At 72.2% G+C, this 25,311-nt stretch carries 23 protein-coding genes; 18 read left to right on the plus strand and 5 right to left on the minus strand.

What is annotated here, in order from left to right; genetic code table 11:
* Positions 1-389: 389 nt before the first annotated feature.
* A complete protein-coding gene (locus Pta02_RS17390; RefSeq protein WP_203875945.1) occupies positions 390-2,687 on the minus strand; it encodes an ATP-binding domain-containing protein in 2,298 nt (765 codons plus the stop codon).
* 301 nt (positions 2,688-2,988) lie between these two features.
* On the opposite strand from Pta02_RS17390, the gene Pta02_RS17395 reads away from it, so the two are divergent.
* The 6 genes from Pta02_RS17395 to Pta02_RS17420 are packed head-to-tail and all read left to right on the plus strand — an operon-like array spanning position 2,989 to position 9,651.
* Complete coding sequence (locus tag Pta02_RS17395; protein ID WP_203875881.1) at positions 2,989-4,179, plus strand: ROK family transcriptional regulator; 1,191 nt, start codon at positions 2,989-2,991, stop codon at positions 4,177-4,179.
* 47 nt (positions 4,180-4,226) lie between these two features.
* Positions 4,227-5,579 (plus strand): ABC transporter substrate-binding protein, encoded by a 1,353-nt coding sequence (locus Pta02_RS17400; RefSeq protein ID WP_239130804.1) that lies wholly within the window; start codon positions 4,227-4,229, stop codon positions 5,577-5,579.
* A 7-nt stretch (positions 5,580-5,586) separates the two neighbouring features.
* A complete protein-coding gene (locus Pta02_RS17405) occupies positions 5,587-6,528 on the plus strand; it encodes a carbohydrate ABC transporter permease (RefSeq protein WP_203875882.1) in 942 nt (313 codons plus the stop codon).
* Positions 6,525-7,421, plus strand: a complete 897-nt coding sequence (locus tag Pta02_RS17410; protein ID WP_203875883.1) for a carbohydrate ABC transporter permease — start codon at positions 6,525-6,527, stop codon at positions 7,419-7,421. The genes Pta02_RS17405 and Pta02_RS17410 overlap by 4 nt, the downstream gene beginning before the upstream one ends.
* A complete protein-coding gene (locus tag Pta02_RS17415) occupies positions 7,418-8,677 on the plus strand; it encodes a 6-phospho-beta-glucosidase (protein WP_203875884.1) in 1,260 nt (419 codons plus the stop codon). The genes Pta02_RS17410 and Pta02_RS17415 overlap by 4 nt, the downstream gene beginning before the upstream one ends.
* Entirely contained in the window at positions 8,674-9,651 is a 978-nt protein-coding gene (locus Pta02_RS17420) for an N-acetylglucosamine kinase (protein ID WP_203875885.1), read from the plus strand. The genes Pta02_RS17415 and Pta02_RS17420 overlap by 4 nt, the downstream gene beginning before the upstream one ends.
* A 96-nt stretch (positions 9,652-9,747) precedes the next feature.
* On the opposite strand, the gene Pta02_RS17425 is transcribed toward Pta02_RS17420, so the two are convergent.
* The gene (locus Pta02_RS17425; RefSeq protein ID WP_203875886.1) at positions 9,748-10,257 is read right to left on the minus strand and encodes a calcium-binding protein; all 510 of its coding nucleotides are present in this window, start codon (positions 10,255-10,257) and stop codon (positions 9,748-9,750) included.
* Between the two features lie 136 nt (positions 10,258-10,393).
* On the opposite strand from Pta02_RS17425, the gene Pta02_RS17430 reads away from it, so the two are divergent.
* Entirely contained in the window at positions 10,394-11,431 is a 1,038-nt protein-coding gene (locus Pta02_RS17430; RefSeq protein WP_203875887.1) for a helix-turn-helix transcriptional regulator, read from the plus strand.
* A gap of 46 nt (positions 11,432-11,477) precedes the next feature.
* On the opposite strand, the gene Pta02_RS17435 is transcribed toward Pta02_RS17430, so the two are convergent.
* Positions 11,478-12,365, minus strand: coding sequence for an alpha/beta fold hydrolase (locus Pta02_RS17435; RefSeq protein ID WP_239130805.1), 888 nt, complete (start codon positions 12,363-12,365; stop codon positions 11,478-11,480).
* 84 nt (positions 12,366-12,449) lie between these two features.
* Between Pta02_RS17435 and Pta02_RS17440 the strand changes: the two genes are divergently transcribed.
* Positions 12,450-13,028 (plus strand): CGNR zinc finger domain-containing protein, encoded by a 579-nt coding sequence (locus tag Pta02_RS17440; protein ID WP_203875889.1) that lies wholly within the window; start codon positions 12,450-12,452, stop codon positions 13,026-13,028.
* Between the two features lie 16 nt (positions 13,029-13,044).
* On the opposite strand, the gene Pta02_RS41935 is transcribed toward Pta02_RS17440, so the two are convergent.
* The gene (locus tag Pta02_RS41935; RefSeq protein WP_203875890.1) at positions 13,045-15,759 is read right to left on the minus strand and encodes an ATP-binding protein; all 2,715 of its coding nucleotides are present in this window, start codon (positions 15,757-15,759) and stop codon (positions 13,045-13,047) included.
* A 189-nt stretch (positions 15,760-15,948) separates the two neighbouring features.
* Here Pta02_RS41935 and Pta02_RS17450 point away from each other — a divergent pair, with 189 nt between their 5' ends.
* The 4 genes from Pta02_RS17450 to Pta02_RS17465 all read left to right on the plus strand — a co-directional run bounded on the left by Pta02_RS17450 (position 15,949) and on the right by Pta02_RS17465 (position 18,968).
* Positions 15,949-16,266, plus strand: a complete 318-nt coding sequence (locus Pta02_RS17450) for a hypothetical protein (RefSeq protein WP_203875891.1) — start codon at positions 15,949-15,951, stop codon at positions 16,264-16,266.
* A gap of 390 nt (positions 16,267-16,656) precedes the next feature.
* Positions 16,657-17,961 carry a PP2C family protein-serine/threonine phosphatase gene (locus Pta02_RS17455; protein ID WP_203875892.1) on the plus strand — a complete coding sequence of 435 codons (1,305 nt, stop codon included), beginning with the start codon at positions 16,657-16,659 and terminating at the stop codon, positions 17,959-17,961.
* A gap of 54 nt (positions 17,962-18,015) precedes the next feature.
* A complete protein-coding gene (locus Pta02_RS17460) occupies positions 18,016-18,381 on the plus strand; it encodes an STAS domain-containing protein (RefSeq protein ID WP_203875893.1) in 366 nt (121 codons plus the stop codon).
* A 164-nt stretch (positions 18,382-18,545) separates the two neighbouring features.
* On the plus strand, positions 18,546-18,968 hold the full coding sequence (locus Pta02_RS17465) for an ATP-binding protein (protein ID WP_203875894.1): 423 nt from the start codon (positions 18,546-18,548) through the stop codon (positions 18,966-18,968).
* A gap of 49 nt (positions 18,969-19,017) precedes the next feature.
* On the opposite strand, the gene Pta02_RS17470 is transcribed toward Pta02_RS17465, so the two are convergent.
* Positions 19,018-19,491, minus strand: coding sequence for an SgcJ/EcaC family oxidoreductase (locus Pta02_RS17470; protein ID WP_203875895.1), 474 nt, complete (start codon positions 19,489-19,491; stop codon positions 19,018-19,020).
* 217 nt (positions 19,492-19,708) lie between these two features.
* Between Pta02_RS17470 and Pta02_RS17475 the strand changes: the two genes are divergently transcribed.
* From Pta02_RS17475 to Pta02_RS17500, 6 genes are all read left to right on the plus strand, one after another.
* The gene (locus Pta02_RS17475; protein ID WP_203875896.1) at positions 19,709-20,353 is read left to right on the plus strand and encodes a toxin-antitoxin system HicB family antitoxin; all 645 of its coding nucleotides are present in this window, start codon (positions 19,709-19,711) and stop codon (positions 20,351-20,353) included.
* A gap of 144 nt (positions 20,354-20,497) precedes the next feature.
* Positions 20,498-21,292, plus strand: a complete 795-nt coding sequence (locus Pta02_RS17480; protein WP_203875897.1) for a DUF4097 family beta strand repeat-containing protein — start codon at positions 20,498-20,500, stop codon at positions 21,290-21,292.
* Positions 21,289-21,510 carry a hypothetical protein gene (locus Pta02_RS17485; RefSeq protein ID WP_203875898.1) on the plus strand — a complete coding sequence of 74 codons (222 nt, stop codon included), beginning with the start codon at positions 21,289-21,291 and terminating at the stop codon, positions 21,508-21,510. The genes Pta02_RS17480 and Pta02_RS17485 overlap by 4 nt, the downstream gene beginning before the upstream one ends.
* Before the next feature lie 396 nt (positions 21,511-21,906).
* Complete coding sequence (locus Pta02_RS17490; RefSeq protein ID WP_203875899.1) at positions 21,907-22,980, plus strand: NAD(P)H-dependent amine dehydrogenase family protein; 1,074 nt, start codon at positions 21,907-21,909, stop codon at positions 22,978-22,980.
* Entirely contained in the window at positions 22,977-23,489 is a 513-nt protein-coding gene (locus Pta02_RS17495) for a carboxymuconolactone decarboxylase family protein (protein WP_203875900.1), read from the plus strand. The genes Pta02_RS17490 and Pta02_RS17495 overlap by 4 nt, the downstream gene beginning before the upstream one ends.
* 158 nt (positions 23,490-23,647) lie before the next feature.
* Positions 23,648-25,285, plus strand: a complete 1,638-nt coding sequence (locus tag Pta02_RS17500) for a GMC oxidoreductase (protein ID WP_203875901.1) — start codon at positions 23,648-23,650, stop codon at positions 25,283-25,285.
* Positions 25,286-25,311: the final 26 nt, after the last annotated feature.

The following is a 25,311-nucleotide window of genomic DNA, read 5'->3' on the forward strand; positions in this document are numbered from 1 at the left end:
CTCCTGCCCTGGAGACCACCCCGGCGCTTGCGGCGGCACGGGAGCGGGAAGAGGGTCTGGACCGCCCTTCGGACCGGTTCCGTCCCGTCGGCGGCGAGCGCGGATTGCCGTTGTCTACTGGGCGTCCAGACCCTTCCTGGGTCCAATCCCCCGCCCGGTTGGGGTGCCCCGACCCGGCGGACCGCCGACTGCTGCACCTGGCTGTTCGGGCGGAGTCGCACTCCGCCGCGGACGCAGGAACCGGCGATGCCGGAGACGGCCAACCGGCCAGTCCCGTGCTGGACCGGGCAGCAAACTACCGACCTCGGTCCAGATGTCAACCCCGTCACCAGCTGCGAAAACGCCAGATTCCGCAGCTAGGACATGATCGACGAGAGCTACCAATGCTCTCACGTGATCTGGCGCCGCTCAAGCCGGTCGAGCGCTCCGGGCAACGGAGTGGTGTGGATCACTCCGAGCCTGCGGGTGGCGCGGGTCAGCGCCACGTAGAGGTCGCTCGCCCCACGCGGTGACTCCTCCAGGATCAGGGCCGGCTCCACCACGATGACCGTGTCGAACTCCAGCCCCTTGGCGTCGGTGACCGTCAGGACGGCCACGGGGGCGTCCAGCGCGGCCGTACCGGGCCCGGCGACCGCGCCCTCGACGGAGGCGGCGACCTGCCGCCCCAGCTCGTCCATGAGGGAGGCGGGGACGATCACGGCCAGGCGGCCGCCCTCGACGATCTCCGCCTTCACCGCCGGGACGAGGGCCTCGACCGGGGAGGCGGCCCAGGGCTGCTCTCCGGTCTCCCTGACCGAGGAGGGCGCGGTGAGCCCCGGCCCGATCAGCGGGAGCACGCCGGCGGCCACGGCCATCAGCTCGGCGGGGGTGCGGTAGTTGACGCTGAGGTTCTCCGCGCGCCAGCGCCCGGCCACGTAGGGGTCGAGCACCTGTCCCCAGGACCGCGCCCCCGCCGGGGAGGCGGTCTGCGCCAGATCGCCGACGATCGTCATCGACCGGGTCGGGATCCGCCGCATGACCATCCGCCAGTCCATCGGCGACAGCTCCTGCGCCTCGTCCACGATGACGTGACCGAAGGCCCAGGTGCGGTCGCCCGCGGCGCGCTCGGCGGTGGTGAGGTAGAACTCGTCGTCCAGGTGCCGGGCGGCGAACTTCTCGGCGTCCATGATGCCGGACAGGCCGGTCAGCTCAAGCACCTCCTTGGCGTAGGCGAGCTGGGCCCGGCCCTCCTCCTGCTCGGCCGCGCGGGCCGCGGCCTGCTCCTCCTCGGCCATCCACGCCCCGGCCCGCAGCACGGCGGGGTCGATGTCGCCGAGCAGGTCGGCGGCCTCGTCCAGCAGCGCCACGTCGGACTCGGTCCACCAGTTCTCGCCCTTGCGCGGGGGTTCGCGCAGCAGCAGCCCGCGCTCGGCCGGGCTCAGGTCCGCGGCGGCGTAGTCGAGCCGCTCACGGGAGGTGAACAGCCCGATGAGCAGCTGCTGCGGCGTGGTGTAGGGCCACAGCCGGTTCAGCGCCGCCTTCACCGGCTGCTCGGTGCGCAGGTCCTCGCGGAGGTCGGCCAGTTCGTCGTCGTCGATCATGCCCTTGCCGAGCTGCTTGGCGGCCTGCCGGGCGAGCGCGTTGAGCAGGTGGCGGACGAAGACCGCCCGGGCCTCGTTGTGGGTCCTGCGCGAGCGGGAGGCCCGGTTGCGCGCGGCCTCCAGCGTGCGGCCGTCCAGCCTGAGGGTGTAGCGGTCCAGCTTGATGTCGATCGGCTTGCGGGGCACCCGCTGCCTTTCCCGTACGGCCCGCGCCACGACCTGCACCATCCGCTCGTCGCCCTTGAGCGCGGCGGCCTCGGGGCGTTCGGCGACCCCGGGGGTGACCCCCGGATACAGCTCCCCCACCGTGGACAGCAGCACGTCGGTCTCGCCGAGGGAGGGCAGGACCTGCTCGATGTAGCGCAGGAAGGTCGGGTTGGGGCCGAGGATGAGCACGCCCCGGCGGGCGAGCTTCTCGCGGTGGGTGTACAGCAGGTAGGCCGCCCGGTGCAGGGCCACCACGGTCTTGCCGGTGCCCGGACCGCCCTGCACGACCAGCACGCCGTTCAGGTCGGATCGGATGATGCGGTCCTGCTCGGCCTGGATGGTCGCCACGATGTCGCGCATCCTGCCGGTACGGCGGGCGTCGATGGAGGCCAGCAGGGCGGCCTCGCCGTTGAGCGTGGCCACGTCCTCGTCGGTGAGGTTGTCGAGGTCGAGCAGGTCGTCGTCGACGCCGATCACCGTGCGGCCCTTGGTCTGCAGGTGGCGGCGGCGGGTGACGCCCATCGGCGCGGCGGGGGTGGCGCGGTAGAAGGGCTGGGCCACCGGGGCCCGCCAGTCGATCAGCAGGCGCCGCTGGTCGTCGTCGGCCAGGCCGATGCGGCCGATGTAGAGGGAGGTGTGGTCGGCGTTGTCGAGCCGCCCGAAGCACAGACTGTTCTCCACCGCCCACAGCCGCGCCAGCCGTTCGGCGTACATCCCGGCGAAGGTGTCGCGCTCCGAGCGGTTCTGGTGGGTGCCGCCCCCACCCTGGGCCAGCACTCCGTCGAGCTGCCGCTGGGTGCGCTCGCGCAGCAGATCGAGCCGCTCGTAGAGGGAGGAGACGTACTCCTGCTCCTTGGCGAGCTCGATTTGACGGGTTGCCGTCGCTCCATTATCGTTGATAGTAATGGGATACTCCGGGCCATAGAGCTGAATTAAGCTTGTTGTGCTGGTTGTTGTGACAAACCATCACCCTAGCAGGTCCGTCGAGGTCACCGCATTCCACTTGCTCCACGTGCCGTGCCGGCCCCTTCCCCGCGTACGCCGCTCCCGCGGCCCGCGAGCCCTCACCGCCGCGCGCTGACCACCGTCACATATTGATCGCGGCGGCCCTCCCATGCTTGACGCCTCCCCCGTGGCTCCCTACATTCATTCCGAGTTAGGAAACTTTCCTAACTACCGAGCCGACGGATCTGGAGGGGCTGTGGCACAGCCGACACCGGGCACCCCGAGCCTGCTGCGCGCGATCAACGACCGCGCCGCGCTCCAGGCCCTCCTCGAACGCGGCCCGCTGACCCGACCGGAGATCGGCGCCCTGACCGGCCTGTCCAAGCCCACCGCCTCCCAGCTGCTGGCCCGCCTGCAGGCCGCGGGGCTGGTGGTCCTGGACGGCATCCGCGAGGGCATGCCGGGCCGCACGGCCGAGGTCTACCGCCTCAACCCGGACGCCGCCCACGTCGCCGCGGTGGACGTGACCCCCTCGCGCATCGAGGCCCGGGTCGCCGACATCACCGGGACCGTGATCGGCGAGCACCGCCTGCCCACCCCGGGCCGTTCCGGCAAGGACATCGTGGGCAGGCTGCGCGCCGCGCTCCAGGGCGCCGGAGCGCCCGGCGACCTGCGCCGCGTGGTGGTCGGCATCCAGGGCGCCCTGGACCCGGTCACCGGCAGGCTCGGCTACGGCGGCCACATCCCCGGCTGGCACATCCCCGACCTGGTGCCCACCCTGCGCGAGGGCCTCGGCGTCGAGGTCGCCGTCGAGAACGACGTGAACCTGGTCGCCCTGTGCGAGCAGAACCGCGGCGTGGCCCGGGGGCACCAGGACTTCGTGCTGCTCTGGGCCGACGAGGGCCTCGGCTCGGCGCTGGTGCTCGGCGGGCGGCTGCACCGCGGGGCCACCGGCGGCGCGGGCGAGGTCGGCTACATGCCCGCGCTCGGCGCCCCCACCGCCCGGGAGGTCGGGCGCAACGCCGACCACGGCTTCCAGGCCCTCACCGGCGGCCCGACCGTCCTGAAGATCCTCAGATCGTACGGCGTGCGCGGCGCCGGCTTCACCGCGGCCGTGCGCAACGCCGTACGGGCCTCGCAGGGCGAGGGCAGGCGGGCCGACGACGCCCGCGCCGGACTCCGTGACGTCGCCGCCCGCCTGGCGGTCGGCCTGGCCGCCATCACCGCCGTCGTCGACCCCGAGGTCGTCGTCCTGACCGGGGGCACCTTCATGGCCGGGGGCGAGACGCTCCGCGAGCTCGTCGAGCACGAGCTGCACGCGCTCACCGTCCCCCGGCCGCCCCTGCTGCTGTCCACCGTCGAGGGCAACCCGGTCCTGACCGGCGCCCTCGACCTCGCCCTCACCACCACTCGCGACGAGGTCTTCAGCTCCACAGTTCCCTCCTGATCCCGTCCGAGCCCTCCTGTATCCCCCCACGCGAGGAGGCGACTGCCGTGAACCGACGGTTCATCACCTTCGCCGTACCCGTCATCGTGACGATGACGGGTGCGGCCCTGACCGCCTGCACCGCCGGCAAGGAGAGCGGGCCCGCGCTCGGCTCCCAGCCCCGGCCCTCCGGCTCGGCCGCCTCGGCCCTGCCGGCCGCGACCATCGAACTGTGGCACGGCTTCAGCGCCGACAGCGAGGTCAAGGCGTTCGAGGACGCCATCGCCGGATTCCGCACGAAGTTCCCGCAGATCACCGTCAAGCTCACCAAGGGCGTCCAGGACGACCAGATCACCCAGGCCGTCCGCGGCGGCACGGCGCCCGACGTGGCCTCCTCCTTCACCACCGACAACGTCGCCCAGTGGTGCAGGAGCGGGGTCTTCCAGGACCTGAACCCCGTCATCAAGCAGGACGGCATCGACCTGAGCGTGCTTCCCGAGGCCGCGCGCGCCTACACCGAGTTCGAGGGCAGGCGGTGCACGATGCCGATGCTCGCCGACGCCTACGGCCTCTACTACAACAAGGCGCTGATGAAGGGCAACGAGCCGCCCAAGACGCTGAGCGAGCTGACCGAGCTGGCCAAGAAGCTCACCGTGCGCGACGCCGACGGCACCATCAAGGTCGCCGGGTTCATCCCCAGCGTGCAGTACTACGAGAACTCCCCCGCCCACCTCGGGCCGATGGTCGGGGCCAAGTGGTACAACGCGGACGGCACCTCGGCCATCGGCTCCGATCCGGCGTGGAAGCGGCTGCTGCAGTGGCAGAAGGAGCTCGTGGACTGGTACGGCTACGACAAGCTCGACAAGTTCCGCAAGAGCCTGGGCGACGAGTGGAGCGCCGAGCACCCCTTCCACAAGGGCAAGGTCGCCATGGTCCTGGACGGCGAGTGGCGCAACGCCATGATCGCCAATGACGCGAAGGGCCTCGACTACGGCACCGCCCCGCTGCCCGTCGCCGACGACCGGCCCGAGCTGTACGGCAGCGGCTTCACCGCGGGCACCGTGATCGGCGTGCCCAAGGGCGCCAAGCACCCCCAGCACGCCTGGGAGCTGGTGAAGTATCTGACCACCGACACCAAGGGCCTGGTCACGCTGTCCAACGCGCTGCGCAACGTGCCGACGACCAAGGCCGCGATGGAGTCGCCGGACCTGAAGAAGGACGCGCAGTTCCAGACCTTCCTCGACGTCTTCGCCCACCCGAGGACGAGCACGCTTCCGGCGAACGTCAACAGCGTCTTCAACCAGGAGGCCTTCAGCTCCTTCGTCCAGGCCTGGGAGAAGGGCTCGGTGAAGGACCTCGACGCGGGCCTGGCCGGGGTCGACAAGCAGATCAACGACAAGCTGAAGCTCTCCGGGGGGTGACCGGCCGGTGAGCACCGTCCTTGCGGCGCCGCGCACGTGGCGGCGCCGCGAGGGCCTCCGGGCCCTCGTGTGGCTGTCGCCGTGGCTGGTGGGCTTCGCCGTCTTCTTCCTCTACCCGCTGGCCGCGACCGTCTACTTCTCCTTCCACCGCTACGACCTGTTCACGCTGGAGTTCGTCGGGCTGGACAACTACCGCTACTTCCTGACCGACGAGCGGGCGTTCGTCTCCATCGGCAACACCCTGTGGCTGGTCGTCTTCATGGTGCCCGCCCAGGTGCTGTTCGCCCTGGGGCTGGCCCAGCTCGTGACCCGGCTGAAGGCGGGCGCGGGCCTGTTCCGGACGATCTTCTACCTGCCCTCGCTGATCCCGACGGTGGCGGGCACGGTGGCGTTCGTGTTCCTGCTCAACCCGGCCACCGGCCCGGTCAACCAGCTCCTGGAGCTGATCGGCGTCACCGGCCCCGACTGGTTCGGCGACAGGGACTGGTCCAAGCCGAGCCTGACCCTGCTGGGCATGTGGGGGGTCGGGAACACCATGGTGATCTTCCTCGCCGCCCTGCTGGACGTGCCCCGGCACCTGTACGAGGCGGCCGCCCTTGACGGGGCGGGGGCCTGGCGGCAGTTCCGGAGCATCACGCTGCCGACGATCTCGCCGGTGCTGGTGTTCTCGGCGGTCACCGGCGTCATCTACGCCCTGCAGTACTTCACCCAGGCGATGATCGCCGCCAGGGTCGCCTCCGGCGCCACCGACTCCCCCGGCAGCAGCTTCACACCCGGCTATCCGGAGATGTCCACGCTGACCCTGCCGCAGTGGCTCTTCCACGCGGGCTTCCGCGACTTCTCCATGGGCTACGCCTGCGTGCTCGCGCTGCTGCTGTTCGCCGCCTCGATGGCCTTCACCCTGATCCTGCTGCGCCGCTTCCGCGCCTTCGACCGGGAGGTCTCGTGAGCACCGCCCTGGCCACCCGCCCCCAGGCCCCGGCCTCCCGGCCGCGCGGCCGGACCGCCCGGAGCGTCCGGGGGCGCAGGATCCTGTACTGGATCGCCACGCACGCCCTCGCCGTCGCGCTGGCGATCATGTTCATCGGGCCGCTGGTCTTCATCGCGCTGACCGCCCTGATGACCGACCAGCAGGCGCTGACCAGCCAGCTGTGGCCCCGGTCGTGGAACTGGGGCAACTTCGCCGAGATCTTCGAGCGGTCCCCGCTGCTGCTGTGGATCGGCAACACGATGCTGTACGCGGTCCTGGGCACCGTGTTCATGCTGCTGTCGTCGATCCCCGTGGCCTACGCGCTGGCCCGCTTCCGCTTCCCCGGGCGCAGGGCCGCCTTCCTGGCGGTCATCGCGATGATGATGCTGCCCCCGCAGGTGGTCGCGGTCCCGGTCTATCTGATCTGGGCCCGGGCCGAGCTGACCGGCACGCTCTGGCCGCTGATCCTGCCCATGCTGCTGGGCGACGCCTTCTCCATCTTCCTGCTGCGCCAGTTCCTGCTGACGATCCCCAAGGACTACACCGACGCGGCCCGGGTCGACGGCTGCTCGGACTTCACCACGCTGGTGCGGGTCGTGCTGCCGATGGCCCGGCCCGCGATCGCCGCGGTGGCGCTGTTCCAGTTCTTCTACTGCTGGAACGACTACTACGGCCCGCTGCTGTACGCCTCCACGAACCTGGACAACTGGACGCTGTCGATCGGGCTGGCGTCCTTCAAGGCCCTGCACAGCGTGCAGTGGAACCTCACCATGGCGGCCACGCTGCTCGTCATGGCACCTGTGATCATCGTGTTCTTCCTCGCCCAGAGAGTCTTCATCGAGGGCGTCACCTTGACAGGAGTTAAAGGGTGAAACTCGCCGTTGTCGGGGGCGGCTCGACGTACACGCCGGAGCTGATCGACGGGTTCGCACGGCTGAGGGAGGAGCTGCCCCTCACCGAGATCGCGCTGGTCGACCCGGACACCCGCCGGCTCGGCCTGGTCGCCGGGATGGCCCGCCGGATGCTGGCGCGCGCCGGGCACCCGGCGAAGGTCACCGCGACCGCCTCGGTCGAGGAGGGCGCCGCCGGGGCCGTGGCCGTGCTCCTGCAGCTGCGCGTCGGCGGCCAGGCGGCGCGCGAGGTCGACGAGACGCTCCCGCTGGAGTGCGGGTGCGTCGGCCAGGAGACCACCGGGGCGGGCGGCCTGGCCAAGGCCCTGCGCACGGTGCCGGTCGTGCTGGACATCGCCGCGCGGATCCGCGAGCACGCGCCCGGCGCCTGGATCGTCGACTTCACCAACCCGGTGGGCATCGTCACCCGGGCGCTGCTGGAGGCCGGCCACCGGGCCATCGGCCTGTGCAACGTGGCGATCGGCTTCCAGCGCCGCTTCGCCGCGAAGCTGGGCGTCGACCCCGGGCGGATCTCCCTGGGTCACGTCGGCCTGAACCACCTGACGTGGGAGCGGGCGGTCCTGCTCGACGGGCGGGACGTGCTGCCCGAGCTGCTGGAGGAGCACGGCGAGGAGATCGCCGACGACGTCGGCCTGCCGGTCGGCCTGATCCGCCGGCTCGGCGTGGTGCCCTCCTACTATCTGCGCTACTTCTACGCCCACGACCTCGTGGTGGAGGAACAGCGGGCCAAGCCCTCGCGGGCGGCCGAGGTCGCGGCGATGGAGGGCCGGCTGCTGGAGATGTACGCCGACCCGGCGGTGGACACCAAGCCCGGGCTGCTGGAGCGGCGCGGGGGCGCGTTCTACTCCGAGGCCGCCGTGGCGCTGATCGCCTCGCTGCTCGGCGACCGCGGCGACGTCCAGGTGGTCAACCTGCGCAACGACGGCACGCTGCCGTTCCTGGCCGACGACGCGGTCGTCGAGGTGCCCGCCACGATCACCGCCTCCGGTGCCGTGCCGCTGGCCGTACCGGCCGTCGAGCCCCTCTACGCCGGTCTCATCGCCCACGTCACGGCCTACGAGACGCTGGCGCTGGAGGCCGCGCTGCACGGCGGCCGCGAGCGGGTCGCCGACGCGCTGCTCGCCCACCCGCTGGTCGGCCAGGCCGCCCCGGCCGGGGAGCTGGCCCGGCGCCTGGTCGAGGCCAACCGGCGGCACCTGCCCTGGGCGCAGGCGTGAGGACCGTCCTGGCCGTGGACGGCGGCAACAGCAAGACCGACGTCGCGCTGGTCGGCGAGGACGGCTCCGTCCTGGCCACCGGCCGGGGCGCGGCCTTCGAGCCGCAGCGCGCGGGCGTGGGCGCCGCCGTCGACGTGATCGGCGAGATCGCGCGACGGATGCTCGGCCCGGGCGCGGACGTGCCGTACGCCGACCACGTGGCCGCCTACGTGGCGGGCGCGGACCTGCCGGCCGAGGAGCGGGCCCTGCGCGAGGAGATCCTCGCCCGGGGCTACGCCCGGGAGGCGGTCGTCGGCAACGACACCTTCGCCCTGCTGCGGGCCGGGGCCTCGGGCCCGTCGGGCGTGGCGGTGGTCTGCGGGGCGGGCATCAACGCGGTCGGGGTCTCCCCCACCGGGCAGGTCGCCCGCTTCCCCGCCCTCGGCAGGCTCACCGGCGACTGGGGCGGCGGGCTGGGCCTGGGCGAGGAGGTGCTCTGGCACGCCGTGCGCGCCGAGGACGGCCGCGGCCCGGCCACCGTGCTGGAGCGCGCGGTGCGCGAGCGCTTCGGCACCCGCACCGTGGAGGAGGTGTCCCTGGCCGTGCACTTCGGCGACCTCCCCTACGCCCGGCTGCAGGATCTGGTGCCGCCGCTGATGTCGGCCGCCGAGGCGGGCGACGCGGTGGCGCGCTCCGTCGTGGCGCGCCTGGCCGAGGAGATCACGATCCTCGGGGTGGTCGCGCTGCGCCGGCTCGGCCTGCTCGGCTCCCCCGTGGAGGTGGTCCTGGGCGGCGGCGTGCTGACCGCCCGCGACCCGCTCCTGAGCGCCATGCTCGAGGAGAGCTTCGCCGAGCGGGCTCCGCAGGCCAAGCTGGTCGTCGTCGACGTCCCGCCCATCGTGGGCTCCGCCCTGCTAGGCCTGGACCGGCTCGGCACGGCCGGCAGGGCCGGGGAGCGCCTGCGGGCGCACTTCCGCGCCGCGGTGCGGGCTTAGCCTCTCCGTCGATCGATGACCCGTCGTGGGAGGGGCGGCGGCGAGGTGAGCCCCCGTGCCCCGGGTCGCACACGCGACCAGGGGCACGGGGAGCGATCAGGACTCGCAGTTGACCTCGGTTTCGGAGCTGCAGGAGTCGGTCCCCGCGCTGCCGTCCGCGAAGTCGGCGCCACCGTTGCCGAACAGGAAGTCGTTGCCCGACCCGCCCGAGAGGCTGTCGTTGCCGCTGCCGCCCGAGAGCCGGTCGACGCCTGCGGAGCCGCTCATCGTCGCCGGCAGGGGACCGGTGATGCGCGCGGTGTCGTCACCCGACGACATGGAGACCTGGATCCTGGTGGCGCCTGTGCACTGCACCACGGCCCCCAGCTGCGTGCAGCCCGCGCCCGCGGTGACCGAGTGCAGGATGGAGGAGACCCTCACGGTGCCGTTGGCGAAGTCCGTGACGTCGACGCTGTCGTTGCCGGTCGTGCCCACGATCTTCACGGCGGTACCGCTCTTGGAGACGGTGGCTCCGGCGGCGTGGGCGGGCGCGGCGAGCGCCGCGGACGTGGCCAGGGCGGTGGTGGCCAGCGCGAGGGCGGCGAGGGTACGGCGAGTGGCGAACATGGTGAACTCCTTTGTCTCGTGTCTCTTTCGCCGGATGCCGGGGGCATCCGGGACATCGCTTCACCGAGTGTCAGACAGGGGCGTCACCGGTAGAAATCCCTAGATCTAGGGGTGGCGGGCACCGCACAGTCGGGGCATGAAGAGTCAACAGCTGCAGTCGATCTGCCGTATGGCGGCTCCGGCCGCTGCGGAGGCCGCCACCCCTGCCGAACTGGGGATCGTGCTTTCGCAGATGGTCGGTCGGGTCGTGCCGCACGACGGCTATCTCCTGGCCGGACTGGATCCGCTCGCCGGAACGGGCTGCCTGGTCACCGCCGCCCACGGCAACAACGGCATGGCGCACCGCCGGCTGGAGATCGATGAGGCCGCCGGCCGGGACCTGCACTCGCCGGCGGCCCTGGCCGCCCCTGCTCCGGCCGGCGTTCCGGGCGACTCCGGCCTGCCGCGGGAACGCCACAACGAGCGGCTGCACGAGATCATGGCCGAGGCCGGGTCCGGCAGCGAGCTGCGCCTGCTGCTCAAGACCGGCGGCCGGGTGTGGGGCATGCTGGGCCTGCTGCGCGAGCCGTTCCATCGCCCCTTCTCCCCCGACGACGCGCTGCGCGCCCAACGGCTGTCGGCCCCCTTGGCCCACGCCCTCAAGCGGCATGTGACCGGACGGCCGCTGCGGCCGGTGCGCAGCGACCTGGCTCCGGGCTTGATCGTGGTCGACGGCCACGACACCGTGCGGGCGGCCTCGGCCACCGCCCACGACTGGCTGCAGCGGCTCGGGTCGCAGCAGTGCGGGCGCCACGCCGACGACCCCTACGGCCACATCCGGAACATCGTCTCCGCCGCCCGCCGCGACAACGGCGAGGCGCTCGCCCGGCTGCCCGAGATGGACGGCTGGATCGAGCTGCGCGGCCAGCTCATCGGAGATCCGCAGGCGGCCGAGGTGGTGGTCACCGTCCAGCCGGCGTCCGGGACGACCCTGCTGTCGGCCATCACCGCCTGGTACGACATCACCCCGAAAGAGCACCTGGTCGTGCGGCACCTTCTCGACGCGCTGCCGAGCAAGCAGATCGCCAAGCGGCTGGGCGTGTCCCAGCACACCGTGCACGACCACCTGAAATCGATCTACCGCAAGACCGGAGTGAGCGGCCGCGACGAACTCCTCGCCGGCCTGGCCCGGTGATCAAGACGGCCTCGGGTCCGGTCCGCCCGGAGATCGACGGACAAGCTCAGGGCCTCCCGCCGGCCTGGACGCGGTCGAGGAATCCGGCGACCAGCGGGGCGATCTCGGGGAGCCTGTCCTCCAGGGCGAAGTGCCCGGTGTCGAACAGGTGCAGTTCGGCGCCGGGGACGTCGCGGAGGTAGGCGCGGGCGCCCGGCTCGGTGAAGAAGGGGTCGTTCCCGCCCCAGGCGATGAGCGTGGGCGGGGTCCGCTCGCGCAGCCACCGCTGCCACTCCGGATACCGGCCGAGGTTGGTGTGATAGTCGAAGGCCAGCGCGACCTGCGCCTCCTTGCGCCCCGGCAGGTCGAGGAAGTGCTGGTCCAGCGTCCAGCCGTCGGGCGCGACGAGTCGCGGATCGGCGGTGCCGCCCTCGTACTGGCCGCGCGTGGCGGGCGGCGTCAGCAGGTCGCGCACGGTCTCCTCGGCCCCCTCGTCCTGCGGGCGCAGCGCGATGAAGCCGCGGGCGGCGTCCGACAGGCCCTCCTCGTAGGCGTTGCCGTTCTGCACGACCAGGCCGGCGATCCACTCGGGCCGCCGGACCGCCAGCCGGAAGCCGACGGGCGCGCCGAAGTCGAAGACGTACATCACGAACCGGGTCAGGCCGAGTCGTTCGACGAAGCCCTCGACGGTGTCGGCCAGTGTGTCGAAACGGTAGGCGAATCCGTCCGGGGTCACCGTGTGGCCGAAACCGGGATAGTCGGGGGCGATCAGCCGGTAGCGGTCGCCGAGCACGTCGATGAGCCTGCGGAACTGGTGCGAGGCCGACGGGAAGCCGTGCAACAGCAGCATGACGGGGGCGTCGGCCCTGGAGGGGACCGACTCGCGGTAGAAGACCTGCACGCCGTCGACGTCGATGTGGCGGTGCAACGTGCGGGCGATGGCCGGGAACGTCATTTCACATGCCTCCTCGAAGCGAAGATGCATTAGTAGTAACCGATCTCCATCTAACGGGTCAACTCGTCCGTTTACCATTAGGTCATGAGCGATCTCATGCCGCTGACGGGCGAGCCCCTCGCCCTGGACCTGGTCAACACCCGGCCGCGCACCCCGCAGGGGCCGGTCGACCTGCTGGCCGATCCCGAGGGGCTGCGTTCGTGGCTGACCCTCCAGCGCGACCGGCTGCCCGGCCTGACCGAGGACGAGATCTCCGCCCTGACCCCGTCCGACCTGTCGGCCGTGCACGCCGTACGCGGGCACGCCGCCGCCGCGATCGAGCGCGCCCGGCGGGGCGAGCGCCCGCCCGGCGCCGCCCTGCGCGGGCTCAACCGGGCGCAGGGCGCGGCGCCCGCCGTCCGGGAGCTGTCCTGGGACGGCACGTCCGTCACGGCCGCCACCCGCCGTCCCGGCACCCCCGGCGCCCGCCTGACGGCCCTGCTCGCCGAGGCCGTGGCCGCTCTGCTGACCGATCCGGCGATCACCCGGGTGCGCGGGTGCGAGGCCGACGACTGCGTCATGCTGTTCCTGCCCGCGCATCCGCGCCGGCGCTGGTGCTCGGCCGCGCGCTGCGGCAACCGGGCGCGCGTCGCCCGTTACTACCGGCGGCACCGGCCGGAGTGAGCCCGCGCGGGGCGGATCAGGAGGGCGGGGCCGCGGGCAGTGTGAAGCGGAACCTGGCGCCGCCGCCGGGGTTGTCCTCGGCGACGATGGTGCCGCCGTGGCGTTCGACGACCCGCAGGCAGATGGCCAGCCCCAGGCCCGTACCGCTGTAGGTGGTGGCGGCCCGGTGGAACCCCGCGAAGATCGCCTGGTGCTGGTCGGGAGGGATGCCGATGCCCCGGTCGGCGATCTCGACGCAGACCCAGCCCTCCGGCGCGGGGTGGGGGGTGACGTCGACGCGGGGGGCCTGCCCCGGCGGGGTGTACTTGATCGCGTTGCCGATCAGGTTCTCGACGAGCTGGCGGACCAGCGGAGGATCGGCGCGCACGCGGGGGAGAATGCCGACGTACACCTGCGGGGCGGGACCGGCCCGGTCGGCTCCGGCGGCGGCCACGTGCTCGGCCACGATCTCGCGCACCATCGCGTCCAGGTCGACCGTCTGCAGGTTCACGGCGGCGTCGCGGGCGGCGGCGTAGATGAGCAGGTCGTCGATCAGGCGGCTCATCCGCGCGGTCGCCGACAGCACCCGGTCCAGGTGCCGCATGCGCACCGCGGCCCGCCCCTCGCCCCGGCCGGTCGCCCCGCTCCGGCCGGTCGTCTCACGCGGCCCGCCGGGACCGGTGGACTCCGGCTCCTCGGCCAGGTCGTCGTACACCAGCTCGGCGAACCCGCGCACCGCGCTCAGCGGGCGTTTGAGGTCGTGGGCCACGACACCGGCGAAGGCCTGCAGCTCGGCCTCGCGTTCGCGCAGCGCGGTGATGTTGTAGGAGGAGGCCACCGCGCCGATGAGACTCCCGTCGGTGTGCCGCAGCGGCCGCGCGTGCATCATGACGATCTGCCTGCCGCGGCCGGGCGGCGTCACCGTCATCTCCAGGTCGACGTCCTCCCCGCTCAGCGCCCGCATCAGGGGGGTCTGCCCGATCGTCATCGGCGTGCCGTCGCCGTGGGTCATGTGCACCACCGGAGTGGTCTCGGCGACGGTCAGCGGCCGGTCGGCGGGCGGCAGGGCGCTGCGGGCGACCCGGTTGGCGTGCACGATGACGCCGTCGAGGTCACAGGTGATCACGTTGACGTCGATGGCGTCCAGCACCTGGGTCAGATAGGCCTTCTGCACCGCCAGTTCGTCACGCGCGCCGCGCAGCTCGGCCTCGCTCGCGGTGCGCCGGACCAGCTCCTCCTGGAGCGCCGCGGCCGCGGCGGCCAGCCGCTCGTCGGCCCGGGTCCTGTCCGTGATGTCATGGAAGACCGCCACCGCGCCCGCCTGCCCGGCCGCCGGGTCCAGCGGCTGGGCCGACACCGAGATGACCGCCCCTTCCGGGCGGCCGGGGTGGCGGATCATCATCGACGCCCGTTCCACCTTCCGGCCGGTCAGCGCGCGCATCACGGGCAGTTCCCCGGTCGGGATCGGGGCCGAGCCGTCGGGGGTGAAGGCCCCGTAGCGGCGCTGCCACTCCTCGATGTCGTAGGGATCATGGTCGATGCCGAGGATCTCCCTGGCGGCCGGGTTGTACAGCAGGAACCGTCCCTTCTCGTCGATCACCCCGACCCCGTCCCCCACGCTGTCCAGCACCGCGGCCAGCAGCCCGCTCTGGCGGCGCGCCCCGGCCTCGGCGGCGCGCAGCTCGGCGGTGGCGGCCACCACCTGCGCCCGCGCCCGCGCGCGGCTGCCGGCCAGGACGAAGACGAGCGTGGCCAGCAGCAGGCTCACCACGGTCCCGGTGGCGGTCACGGTGACCGGCAGCGCCCCGGACGCACCGGACAGCGACTCCTTTGAGGCGGTGACGTCGAGCTGCCAGGCCCGCTGGGCGACGCGCACCTCACCGGTACGGCTCATGTCGGGGGAAGAGCGGTCGCCGATCATGGCCAGCGTGGCGACGGTCGTCACGGCGCCGCCGCTGTGGCGCGCGCGCAGCCGTACGCCGACCAGCCGCGAGGTGACGGGCGGGAGGGCCTCGCCGATGAAGTCCTGGCCGTGCAGCGCCATCAGGGCCCAGCCGACGAACCTGCGCCGTCCTCCGTCCGCCGGGGTCTCGGCGTGGACCGGGACGGTCAGCACGAACGACAGCTGACGGCGCTCCGGCGGCAGGCCCCGCTCTCCGAGCAGGTAGTAGGTGTCGGAGACCGTCACCTGGCCGCTGCGGCGCGCCTCGGTCAGCGCCTGGGCGGGCTCGGCCGCCTGGGTGGCGTCGATGCCGACCGGCTGCCGCAGGTTGCCGTTCAACGGCTCGTTGAAGATCGAGAAGATGTGCTCGCGCCCGGTGCCCTCGGCGGCCAGTTTCAGGCCCGCCGCCCCCCGGTCGCGCCACTCCCGCTGCACCCGCGGGACCTGCTCGTCGCCGGCCGCCACCAGGAACACGATCGAGGACGCGCCGGCCAGCCGCATCTGCTGCAGCGGCCGGGTGAGCTGGACGAACCCGGCCCTCGTCAGCGGCTCGGAGGCCCCCATGGCGGCGGCCATCATGCGCAGCGCGTCCACGTACCGCCCGGCCTGCGCCGTCACCGCCCCGTTCACCAGCGCCGCGCGCCGGTCCATCGCCTGCTCGACGGTGCGCTGCTGGGCACGCTGCAGCACGGCGCCCGTCAGACCCGACAGCACCACGCCCACGACGGCCACCAGCGCCACGGCGAGCACCGCCGGGGCGGCCTGCGCCCAGGGGACCTGCCGGAGGCGACGCCTGACCACGTTCCACACGTCATTCACTATCGGCAGACGGCCCGCTCCTGCCGGTCACGCCACGCCGTCGGCGGGCATGCCTATGCCGAGCCCACCACCTGCGCTGATGGACATTTGGCCGGGACGGCGAGCAGGACTTCCCTATCGCCCGGGCTGATATTTCGTGATACGCGCTATATCCCGGAGATAGCGGGCATGCGGGCAGGTATGGATGGCAGGGCAGAAGATCCAGAGGTCGGCCCGGGCGACCTCGACCCCTCGGAGGAGAAGCGGCACCGGGCACTGGGAGAGCTGGCCGTCGGCCTGGCCATGGCCGAAGCCCGAGCCAATCACGGCCATCACGCGCTGGCCAACGCCCACACCTCCGCGGCCGACGCGCACCGCCTGCTGGCCCAGGCCAACGCCGGCGACGTCACCGAACACCGCGAGCTCGAGGAATGGCACCGCTGGTGCGCCATGGTGGAGAGCCAGCTGGCCGCCGAAGCCGACCAGCGCACACCCCGCACCTACAGGCCCGGCTCCTAGACGCGAACGGCCGGAGCAGCGCGGGGGCCGGCCGGAACGCCCCGCGGCGAGACCGTGCGCCCCTCACCCGCCGCCACGGGGCTGTGAAGGAGATATGGGGCAGTTTCCCGATTTTTGCCGGTATTCTCTAGACACCCTGAATCTACACATAGTGTAATCATCCAGATACATTAGGTTGCCATGAGAAGCCGCCGGGGTCCCTCATCCGACGATCTCCGATGGTGGCGGACCCTTCACGGATGGGAGAAAACGATCACCGGATCCGGCTGGACGCCCGCTGCGGCCCTCGCTCACACCGATACGGACTGGATGGAAGATATTGGGACGTTCACCGGGGTTGTACCGATCCAGTCATCTTCCGGGAAGGTTGCGGCGAGCGAAGGGGGACAGGTGGTAAAGGCGCACGTGGACGGCATGTCGGTGATCTCGGGGGACGAGCCCCGGAGGCTGGCGGCGGTACGGCGCTATCAGATCCTGGACACCCCGCCCGACGGCGCCTTCGACCGGGTCGCCGCGCTGGCCGCCCGCGCGTTCGACGTTCCCATGGCCACCGTGACCATCGTCGACGAGGACCGCATCTGGTTCAAGGCCCAGCGGGGGCTGCCCGCCGGGATGAGCCAGATCAGCCGCGAGCCCGGCCTGTGCGCCTCGGCCATCCTGTACGGCGAGCCGTACGTCGTCACCGACGCCCGCACCGACCCGCGCGCCATGGACAACCCCCTGGTGGACGGCCCGGCGGGGATCCGCTTCTACGCCGCGGCCCCCATCATCACCTCGGACGGCCACCGGCTGGGAACCGTCAACGTGCTGGACGTCCGCCCCCGCACCGTCGACGCCGCGCAGCTCGCGACGCTGCAGGACCTGGCCGCCCTGGTGGCCGACGAGCTGGAGGTACGGCTGGCGGCGATGGCCACGGTGGCGCGCGAGCGGCGGATGCGCCGCGAGCTGGAGCGGGAGCGGGAGCGCCTGGAACTGCTGTCCAGCACGCTGCAGCGCACGCTGCTGCCGTCGATCCTGCCGGACGTGCCCGGACTGGAGCTGGCCGCCTATTACCACGTGGCCTCCAGCGACCGGGTCGGCGGCGACTTCTACGACGTCTTCGCCCTGGGCGACGGGCGCTGGGGCCTGTTCCTGGGGGACGTGTCCGGCAAGGGGGCCGAGGCGGCGGCGCTGACCTCGCTGGCGCGCTACACGCTGCGCGCCGCGGCCACCTACGATCCCGACCCCGTCGGGGTGCTGCACAATCTCAACACGGTGCTGCTGCAGGAGCAGCAGCCCGGCGACCCGCGGTACTGCACCGTCCAGTTCGGTCTCCTGACCCCGGACGGCGCCGGGTTCGACCTGGTGCTGGCCGCGGGGGGACACCCTCCGGCCCAGGTGGTCCGCGCCGGCGGCCAGGTGGAGGCCCTGCACCCGGCCGACGGATGCGTGGTGGGGGTCTTCCCCGACCCGACGATCACCACCGTGCGGACGCGTCTGCACCCGGGGGACGCGCTCCTGCTGCACAGCGACGGCCTGACCGAGGCCCGCACCCCCGACGGCCACCTGTTCGGCGAGGAACGGCTGCGCGGGCTGCTCGCCCCGCTCGCGGGCCGGACGGCCAAGGAGGTCGTGACGGTCATGCGAGGGCTGCTGGCCGACTTCGGTGCCGGGCTGGCCGACGACACCGCTATCTTGGCCCTGTCCGTACCATAGGCTGATCGTCCGCGGCCGTCCCCCATCGGCCGGCCCATCGCGTGAGGAGCCGTAGTGAGCGCCCCGACCAGCTCGTTGACCTGGGCCCTCGACCACGAGGAACCGAAGGCGTGCGTGCTTCGGCTGACCGGTGAACTCGACTACACCACTTCGGTCCACCTGAAGGACGCCCTCGACGACCTGGGCAGCTGCCACAACCTGATCGTCGATGTGAGTCAGTTGACGTTCTGCGACTCCACCGGCCTGCGCATGCTCCTGAACGCCCGGCAGACCATCACCACCGGGGGCGGCGTCGTCGCCCTCGTCGGCGCCAACGCCCGCCTGAACCGGATCCTGAACCTCACCGGGCTGGCGCGCGCCTTCTCCCTGCACGGCACCCTCTCCGAGGCGCACGAGGCGCTGGCCGCCTCCTCACGGTGACCCCGGTCCGCCGGACTTGGCGGGATTTTTGCCGACCGGAAGGGAAAAGCATCAATGATCCGGGCTGAAATGGGTACTCCGGCAGCATGCTTCCGGCGGGCGACCGCTAATCTACTGACCCGGGGCAGGAGCCGGCACCGGGCACGACACCGCAGGGGAGATCAGTGAGAAGCGTTCAGCTCCGCCAGTGGGCGATCACTGCGGATCTCTCCACCCTCCGCGACCGGATCACCGACTCCGCCGAGCGGGCCGGTCTGCGCGGCCGCCGTCTGGACGACCTCCTGCTGGCCGCCAACGAGGCCGTGATCAACGTGCTGGAGCACGGCGGAGGCCAGGGCACCGTGTCCGTCTCGCACGACGGGACCGACGTGCACGTCGAGATCACCGACGCCATGGGCCGGCTGTCCCCGCTCGACGCCCGCCGCCGGCTGCCCGGCGCCGACGCCTCACGCGGGTTCGGGCTGTGGCTGATCGGCCGCCTCTGCGACGAGTTCACCATCTCCCAGAACCCGGGCCACTCATCGGTACGGCTGCGCATGCGCATCGCCTCCGCCCCGCAGTCCGCCCTGGAACCGGTCTTCTCCTAGAGACGGTCCCGGATCGCCCCGCCCGCCCCTGTCATGCCGGACGACCGGCTCAGACCGGCCCGGCGTCCGCCCCCGCCCGCAACACCTCTCTGATCTCGGCGGTGTGCCGCTCGGCCAGGTCGGGGCGGCCGTGGTACTGGGCGGGGGTGTTCTGGAACATCACGATCTGCCATGTCCCCCCGCGGCGCTCGGCGACGAGCGTCTGGAAGGCGTTGACCTCGGGTCTGAGGTCGTCCGCGCCCGGCGGGACCATGCCGGCGATCGCCTGCACCATCGCGTGGTCGGCGCCGAGCGGCCGCACCCGGCGCACCTTGGTGACGTAGGTGGCGACCCGGTGATCACCGAAGATCGCCGACAGGTGGCCCAGGATCTCGGCGGCCGCCACCTGGCTGCCGTCGAACCCGACCATCATGCCGTCCTCGGCGAACAGCGCGGCGTACTCCTTGGCGTCGTTGCGCCGCCACGAGTCCAGCAGCCGGTGGTAGAGGTCGCGCACGCCCGCCTCGTCGAAGATCTCACTCATCGCCTCTCCCCGTCGCGCTCCCCGCCCTCGTCCGTGTCCGGGCCCACGCTCGTTGCGCGCTCACGTTCCTGCCATACCCACGCCGTGCGGACCGGTGGCGGGTGCCGGGCACCGGTCCAGCCGAGTATCGGAGGATGGAAGAGGCCGTGTCCACCCTCGCCGCCGTCCGACGTCAGAGGGACTTGAAATGACGTCACGATGATGCCATGATGACGTCATGGAGTTGACATCGTACATCGACGGCCTGCGCCGGGAGCTGACCGCCGCGGCCGAGGTGGCGGGCCCCGAGGTGCGCGAGGCCGCCGAGCGCCTCGCCTCCGCGCTCGACCCGGCGGTGCGGCTCACGCTCATGGACGTGCTCTCCGACGCGGCCGACGAGGTCACCAGGGAGATCGATCCCGGCGTGGTCGAGGTGCGCATCCGCGGCCGGGAACCGCAGTTCGTGGTGAGCCTGCCGCAGGAGGAGCCCGCCGGGTCGCACGACTTCCCGCCCGGCTTCCCGTTCCCGGGGCACTTCCCGCCCGGCTTCCCGTTCTCCACGGGCCGGCCGCCCATGGGTCCTCCCGGTCCGCCCGGCCCTCCCCACGTCCCCTCGCCGCCCCACGCACCCGTGCCGCCGGAGCCCCCCGCCCCTCCCGGCGAGACCGAGCAGGGCACCGCCCGGATGACCCTGCGCCTCCCCGAAGCGCTGAAGGCCCGCGTCGAGCAGGCCGCGGCCGGCTCCGGCGTCTCGGTGAACGCCTGGCTCGTCCGGGCCCTCACCGCCGCCGTGGCCGACCCCGGTCCGGGCCCGCACGGTCCCGGTCCGCACGGTCCCGGCCCGTACGGCTCGGGCAGGCGCCTCACCGGCTGGAGCCGCTGACCCGATCCGGCGAGTCCGGGGCCTCACCCGTCGCGGACCGGCCAGGCTGCCACCGGCCCGGCGGTCCGGGACACCACCCACCGCCGCCCACCTCTCCGCCGAGAGGGAGCCGTTCACCTTTCTCCATCGAGAGGGAGCTTCGCCATGCCCACATTCCCCACGCCGGGTCCCATCACCTTCAGCGCCCACTTCGCGGGCGGCAGCCTCCGGATCACGGCCTCCGACCGCGAGGACACCACGGTCGACATACGGCCGGCCGATCCCTCCGACCTCGACCACGCCCGGTCCGTCCGGGTCGAGCACGACGCCGGCACCGTCAGCGTCAAGGCGCCCGACCTGCGGAGCCTCCGCCGCATCCCCGCCGTCGACGTCGTCGTGGCCCTGCCCTCCGGGTCACACGTGCGCGCCGACACCGTCTCGGCCGACGTGAGCGCGGCCGGGCCGCTGTGCGACGTCGAGATCTCAACCGCCTCAGGTGACGTCACCCTCGAGCACGCGGCCGGACTACGCGTCAGGACGACGTCGGGTGACGTCAGGTGTGACGTCACGGAAGGCCCCGCCTCGGTGAAGACCACCTCGGGTGCGGTACGGCTGGGCGCGGTCGCCGGCCCGGCCGGCCTGACCACCGTCTCCGGCGAGGCCGAGATCGGAGAGGCGGGCGGCGACGTCACCGCCAAGTCGGCCTCCGGGCGGATCCGGGTCCACCGGATCGCCGGGGGGCAGGTCTCGGTGAACACCGCCTCCGGCGACGTCTCGGTCGGGGTCGCCTCCGGCACCGCGACGTGGCTCGACGTCAGCTCACTGTCCGGGAAGATCAACTCCGAGCTGACCCCGTTCGGCCAGGACGATCAGCCCACCGAGGACGAGAACACGGTCGAACTCGGCATCCGCACCGTCAGCGGCGACATCTCCATCACCAGATCGGAAGGCACGCGATGAACACCGACATGATCCTGCACCACGCCATCGCCATGCACGCCGAGCGCATCGCCGAGGCCGAGCACTCCCGCGCGCTCGCCCGCCGAGGCCCCGGGCGGCGGCGCTCCCCCGCCCTCCTGCGCCACCGCCTGGCCATCCTCCTCCACACCCTGGCCGAGGCCGTCGACACCCCGCCCCGCCCCTCCTACTCCGCCCACCGCCCCTCCCGGGCATCCTGACCGCACCACCCCCACCTCCGGGTGTCTTGACACCACCCCACCTTCACCCTCCAGCACACGCGGGCGCGGATCGATCACCCGGCCGGGCCACAACGCCTGTCAGTGCTCCCCGGCGTCATACTCGGCGCCGTCGCCGGCACGGCTCTCGACCTCCTACGACAGCCGGATCACCGCAGCCTGCCCGAGATCCTCGACCGTTCGCGGCGGGTCGTCACGGTGTCGTCCTGCGGGCGTACTTCTTCACCCGGTACGTCCGTACGTAGTCGAACGCCGCCGTCGCCCCCGACCTGTCCACTGACACAAAGTCGATCTTGACGTGGCCGGTGGCCGCACAAGGCCGATCCGGCGTTGTGAGGAGGTCTATGCACTGAACCAAGCGCTTGCTACGCTCCGGTCATGATACCCACGATCGTCTGGGGTACCGGGAACATCGGCCGCGCGGCCATCCGCGCCGTCGAGGCCCATCCGGCGCTGGAGCTCACCGCGGTGATCGTCCACGATCCCGCCAAGGCCGGCCGTGACGCCGGCGAACTGGCCGGCCTCGGCCGCGACCTCGGGGTCGCGGCGACCGGCGACGCCGGCGAGGCGCTGGCCACCGGCCCCCGCGCCGTGGTGTACGCCGCCTCCGGCGACATCCGCCCCGACGAGGCCCTGGCCGACGTCGTCAAGGCGGTCCGGGCCGGGGCCGTGGTCGTCACCCCCTCGCTGTACGCGCTCTACGACCAGCGCAACGCCCCGCCGGAGATGCGGGAGCCGGTGCTGGCCGCCGTCGCCGAGGGCGGCGGATCGCTGTTCGTCTCCGGCGTCGACCCCGGCTGGGGCAACGACGTGCTGCCGCTGCTGATCAGCGGGCTGACCGCCGACGTGGACGTGATCCGCTGTCAGGAGATCTTCGACTACACCACCTACGACCAGCCCGACGCGGTCCGCTACCTGGTCGGCATGGGCCAGCCGATGGACTACGAGCCGCCGATGATCGCCCCGACGGTCCCGACCATGGTGTGGGGCGGGCAGGTACGGCTGATGGCCCGGGCCCTGGACGTCGAGCTCGACGAGATCCGCGAGACCGTGGAACGGCGCCCGCTCGAATCCACGGTGGGCACCGCGACGATGGGCGAGTTCGAGGCCGGCACCCAGGGCGCGATCCGGTTCGAGGTGCAGGGGATAGTCGGGGGCGAGCCCCGCATCGTCATCGAGCACGTCACCCGCATCCACCCCTCCTGCGCGCCGGACTGGCCGACGCCGCCCGACGGCGACGGGGCGCACCGGGTGATCGTCGAGGGACGTCCGCACATCGAGGTCACGGTCGAGGCCGTCGACGAGAGCGGCAACCGCTCCGCCGGCGGGAACGCGACCGCGGTCGGCCGGCTGGTCAACGCCGTCGACTGGCTCGTGGAGGCCAAACCCGGGCTCTACGACGCGCTCGACGTGCCGCTGCGGCCCGGCAGGCTCGCAAGGAGGCGGCCGTGAGGATCGACATCCCCGAGGGCAAGGACCCCATCGGGTACGTGTGGGGCGAGATGGTCCCCGGCATCGGGGTGGCCGCCTCGAACTTCTCGCTGGCGGTCTACGCCCACACGACCCTGGGCCTGCGCGAGTTCGAGGCCGCGCGGCTGCGGATCGCGCAGATCAACGGGTGCGCCTTCTGCCTGGACTGGCGCACCGAGCGCGACGGGCAGAAGGTCGAGGAGGACTTCGCCGAGGCGGTGACCCACTGGCGCACCACCGGCGCCTTCGACGACCGCACCCGGCTGGCCGCCGAGTACGCCGAGCGCTACGCCCTTGACCATCACGGCCTCGACGACGAGTTCTGGAACCGGATGACCGCGCACTACAGCCAGACCGAGATCGTGGAGCTGAGCATGAGCATCGGCTCCTGGCTGGCCTTCGGCCGGCTCAACCACGTGCTGGGCCTGGACACCGTGTGCGTGCTGACCGGCGGCTCCTCCCCCGCGGGGAAGCGGACGCCCACGCCCTGACGGCGACGACCCCCGCAGACGAACCTCCTCACAGACACCCTCCTCAGAGGGAACCCCCTGCCGGACGAACCCGTGTAGACGAGCACGACCCCATATCTCAAGGCGCGAGAAACCCGAGCACGACCATTTCTCATTTCGTCGAGAGTGAGGACCGTCACATGGGTGACACCACCGCATCCCCCGTCCCCCGAACAGTCTCGCGCCGCGGCTTCATCGCCGGGACCGGCTCCCTGCTGGGAGTCGCCGCCCTGGCCGGCCGCACCCCCGCGGCCTGGGCCCAGAGCGCCCCGGTCGCCCCGATCCCCTCCGGAGCCCACGTCCCCGCCCTGGTCATCGGCACCGGGTACGGCGGCGCCGTCGCCGCCCTGCGCCTGGCCCAGGCGGGCGTCGACGTGCACATGATCGAGATGGGCATGGCCTGGGACACCCCCGGCTCCGACGGCAAGATCTTCTGCAACACGCGCGAGCCGGACTACCGGTCCTACTGGCTGCGCACCAGGACCAAGGCGCCGCTCAACTACTTCCTCGGCTTCCCGATCGATCGCGACATCCCCCGCCACACCGGGATCCTGGACGCCGAGGAATTCGGCGGCATCACGGTCTACCAGGGCCGCGGCGTCGGCGGCGGCTCGCTGGTCAACGGCGGCATGGCCGTCACGCCCCGGCGCGAGAACTTCGGCGCCGTCCTGCCCTCGGTGAACCCCGACGAGATGTACAACGTCTACTACCCGCGCGCCAACGCCGAGCTCGGGGTCGGCGTGATCGACCCGGCCTGGTTCGACTCCACCGCCTGCTACCAGTACGCCCGGGTCGGCCGCAAGCACGCCCAGCGCTCCGGCTTCCCGTTCGTCTTCGTGCCCGACGTGTACGACTGGGACTACATGAAGCAGGAGGCGGCGGGAGCCGTTCCCAAGTCGGCGCTGGCCGGCGAGATCCTCTACGGCAACAACCACGGCAAGAAGTCCCTGCAGCAGACCTACCTCGCCCGGGCCAGGGCCACCGGCAGGGTCGCCGTCTCCCCGCTGCACAAGGTCACCTCGGTCGCCCCGGCCTCCGGCGGCCGCTACACGGTCGTCATCGAGCAGCTCAGCACCACCGGCGCCGTCACGGCCACCAAGACCGTGACCGCCGACCGGGTCTTCTTCGCCGCCGGCAGCGTCGGCACCAGCAAGCTGCTGGTCAAGCTGAAGGCCACCGGCGCGCTGCCCGGCCTGAACGGCGAGGTCGGCAGGGGGTGGGGCGACAACGGCAACGTCATGTGCGGGCGCGCCAACCACATGTGGGACCCGACCGGCGCGCTCCAGTCGTCAATCCCCTGCTGCGGCATCGACAACTGGGCGGCCGGCGGCGCGTTCGCCGAGGTGGCGCCGCTGCCCACCGGGATCGAGACCTACGCCTCGTTCTATCTGTCGATCACCAACAACCCCAACCGCGCCCAGTTCTCCTGGAACGCCGCGGCGGGCAGGGTCGATCTGAACTGGCAGGCCGCCTGGAAGCAGCCGTCCATCACCATGGCCAAGACGATCTTCGACAAGATCAACTCCAAGGAGGGGACGATCTACCGGACCGACCTGTTCGGCGTCTACAAGATCTGGGGCGACCACCTCACCTACCACCCGCTCGGCGGCGCGGTGCTGAACAAGGCCACCGACAACTACGGCCGCCTGACGGCCTATCCCGGCCTGTACGTCATCGACGGCGCGCTGATCCCCGGCAACACCAGCGTCAACCCGTTCGTCACCATCACGGCCCTGGCCGAGCGGAACATCGAGAAGATCATCGCCACCGACCTGTGAGACGGCCGGGACGGCGACCCGCCCGT

The sequence above is a fragment of the Paraplanobispora takensis genome, from assembly GCF_016863195.1.
Lineage (GTDB): Bacteria > Actinomycetota > Actinomycetes > Streptosporangiales > Streptosporangiaceae > Planobispora > Planobispora takensis.

Coding starts and splice junctions, on each gene's coding strand:
- Pta02_RS17500 (WP_203875901.1), top strand. CDS start 23,648: ATGGGTGACACCACCGCATCCCCCGTCCCCCGAACAGTCTCGCGCCGC.
- Pta02_RS17440 (WP_203875889.1), top strand. CDS start 12,450: ATGAGCGATCTCATGCCGCTGACGGGCGAGCCCCTCGCCCTGGACCTG.
- Pta02_RS17490 (WP_203875899.1), top strand. CDS start 21,907: ATGATACCCACGATCGTCTGGGGTACCGGGAACATCGGCCGCGCGGCC.
- Pta02_RS17435 (WP_239130805.1), bottom strand. CDS start 12,365: ATGACGTTCCCGGCCATCGCCCGCACGTTGCACCGCCACATCGACGTC.
- Pta02_RS17480 (WP_203875897.1), top strand. CDS start 20,498: ATGCCCACATTCCCCACGCCGGGTCCCATCACCTTCAGCGCCCACTTC.
- Pta02_RS17425 (WP_203875886.1), bottom strand. CDS start 10,257: ATGTTCGCCACTCGCCGTACCCTCGCCGCCCTCGCGCTGGCCACCACC.
- Pta02_RS17430 (WP_203875887.1), top strand. CDS start 10,394: ATGAAGAGTCAACAGCTGCAGTCGATCTGCCGTATGGCGGCTCCGGCC.
- Pta02_RS17475 (WP_203875896.1), top strand. CDS start 19,709: ATGGAGTTGACATCGTACATCGACGGCCTGCGCCGGGAGCTGACCGCC.
- Pta02_RS17450 (WP_203875891.1), top strand. CDS start 15,949: ATGGATGGCAGGGCAGAAGATCCAGAGGTCGGCCCGGGCGACCTCGAC.
- Pta02_RS17470 (WP_203875895.1), bottom strand. CDS start 19,491: ATGAGTGAGATCTTCGACGAGGCGGGCGTGCGCGACCTCTACCACCGG.
- Pta02_RS17485 (WP_203875898.1), top strand. CDS start 21,289: ATGAACACCGACATGATCCTGCACCACGCCATCGCCATGCACGCCGAG.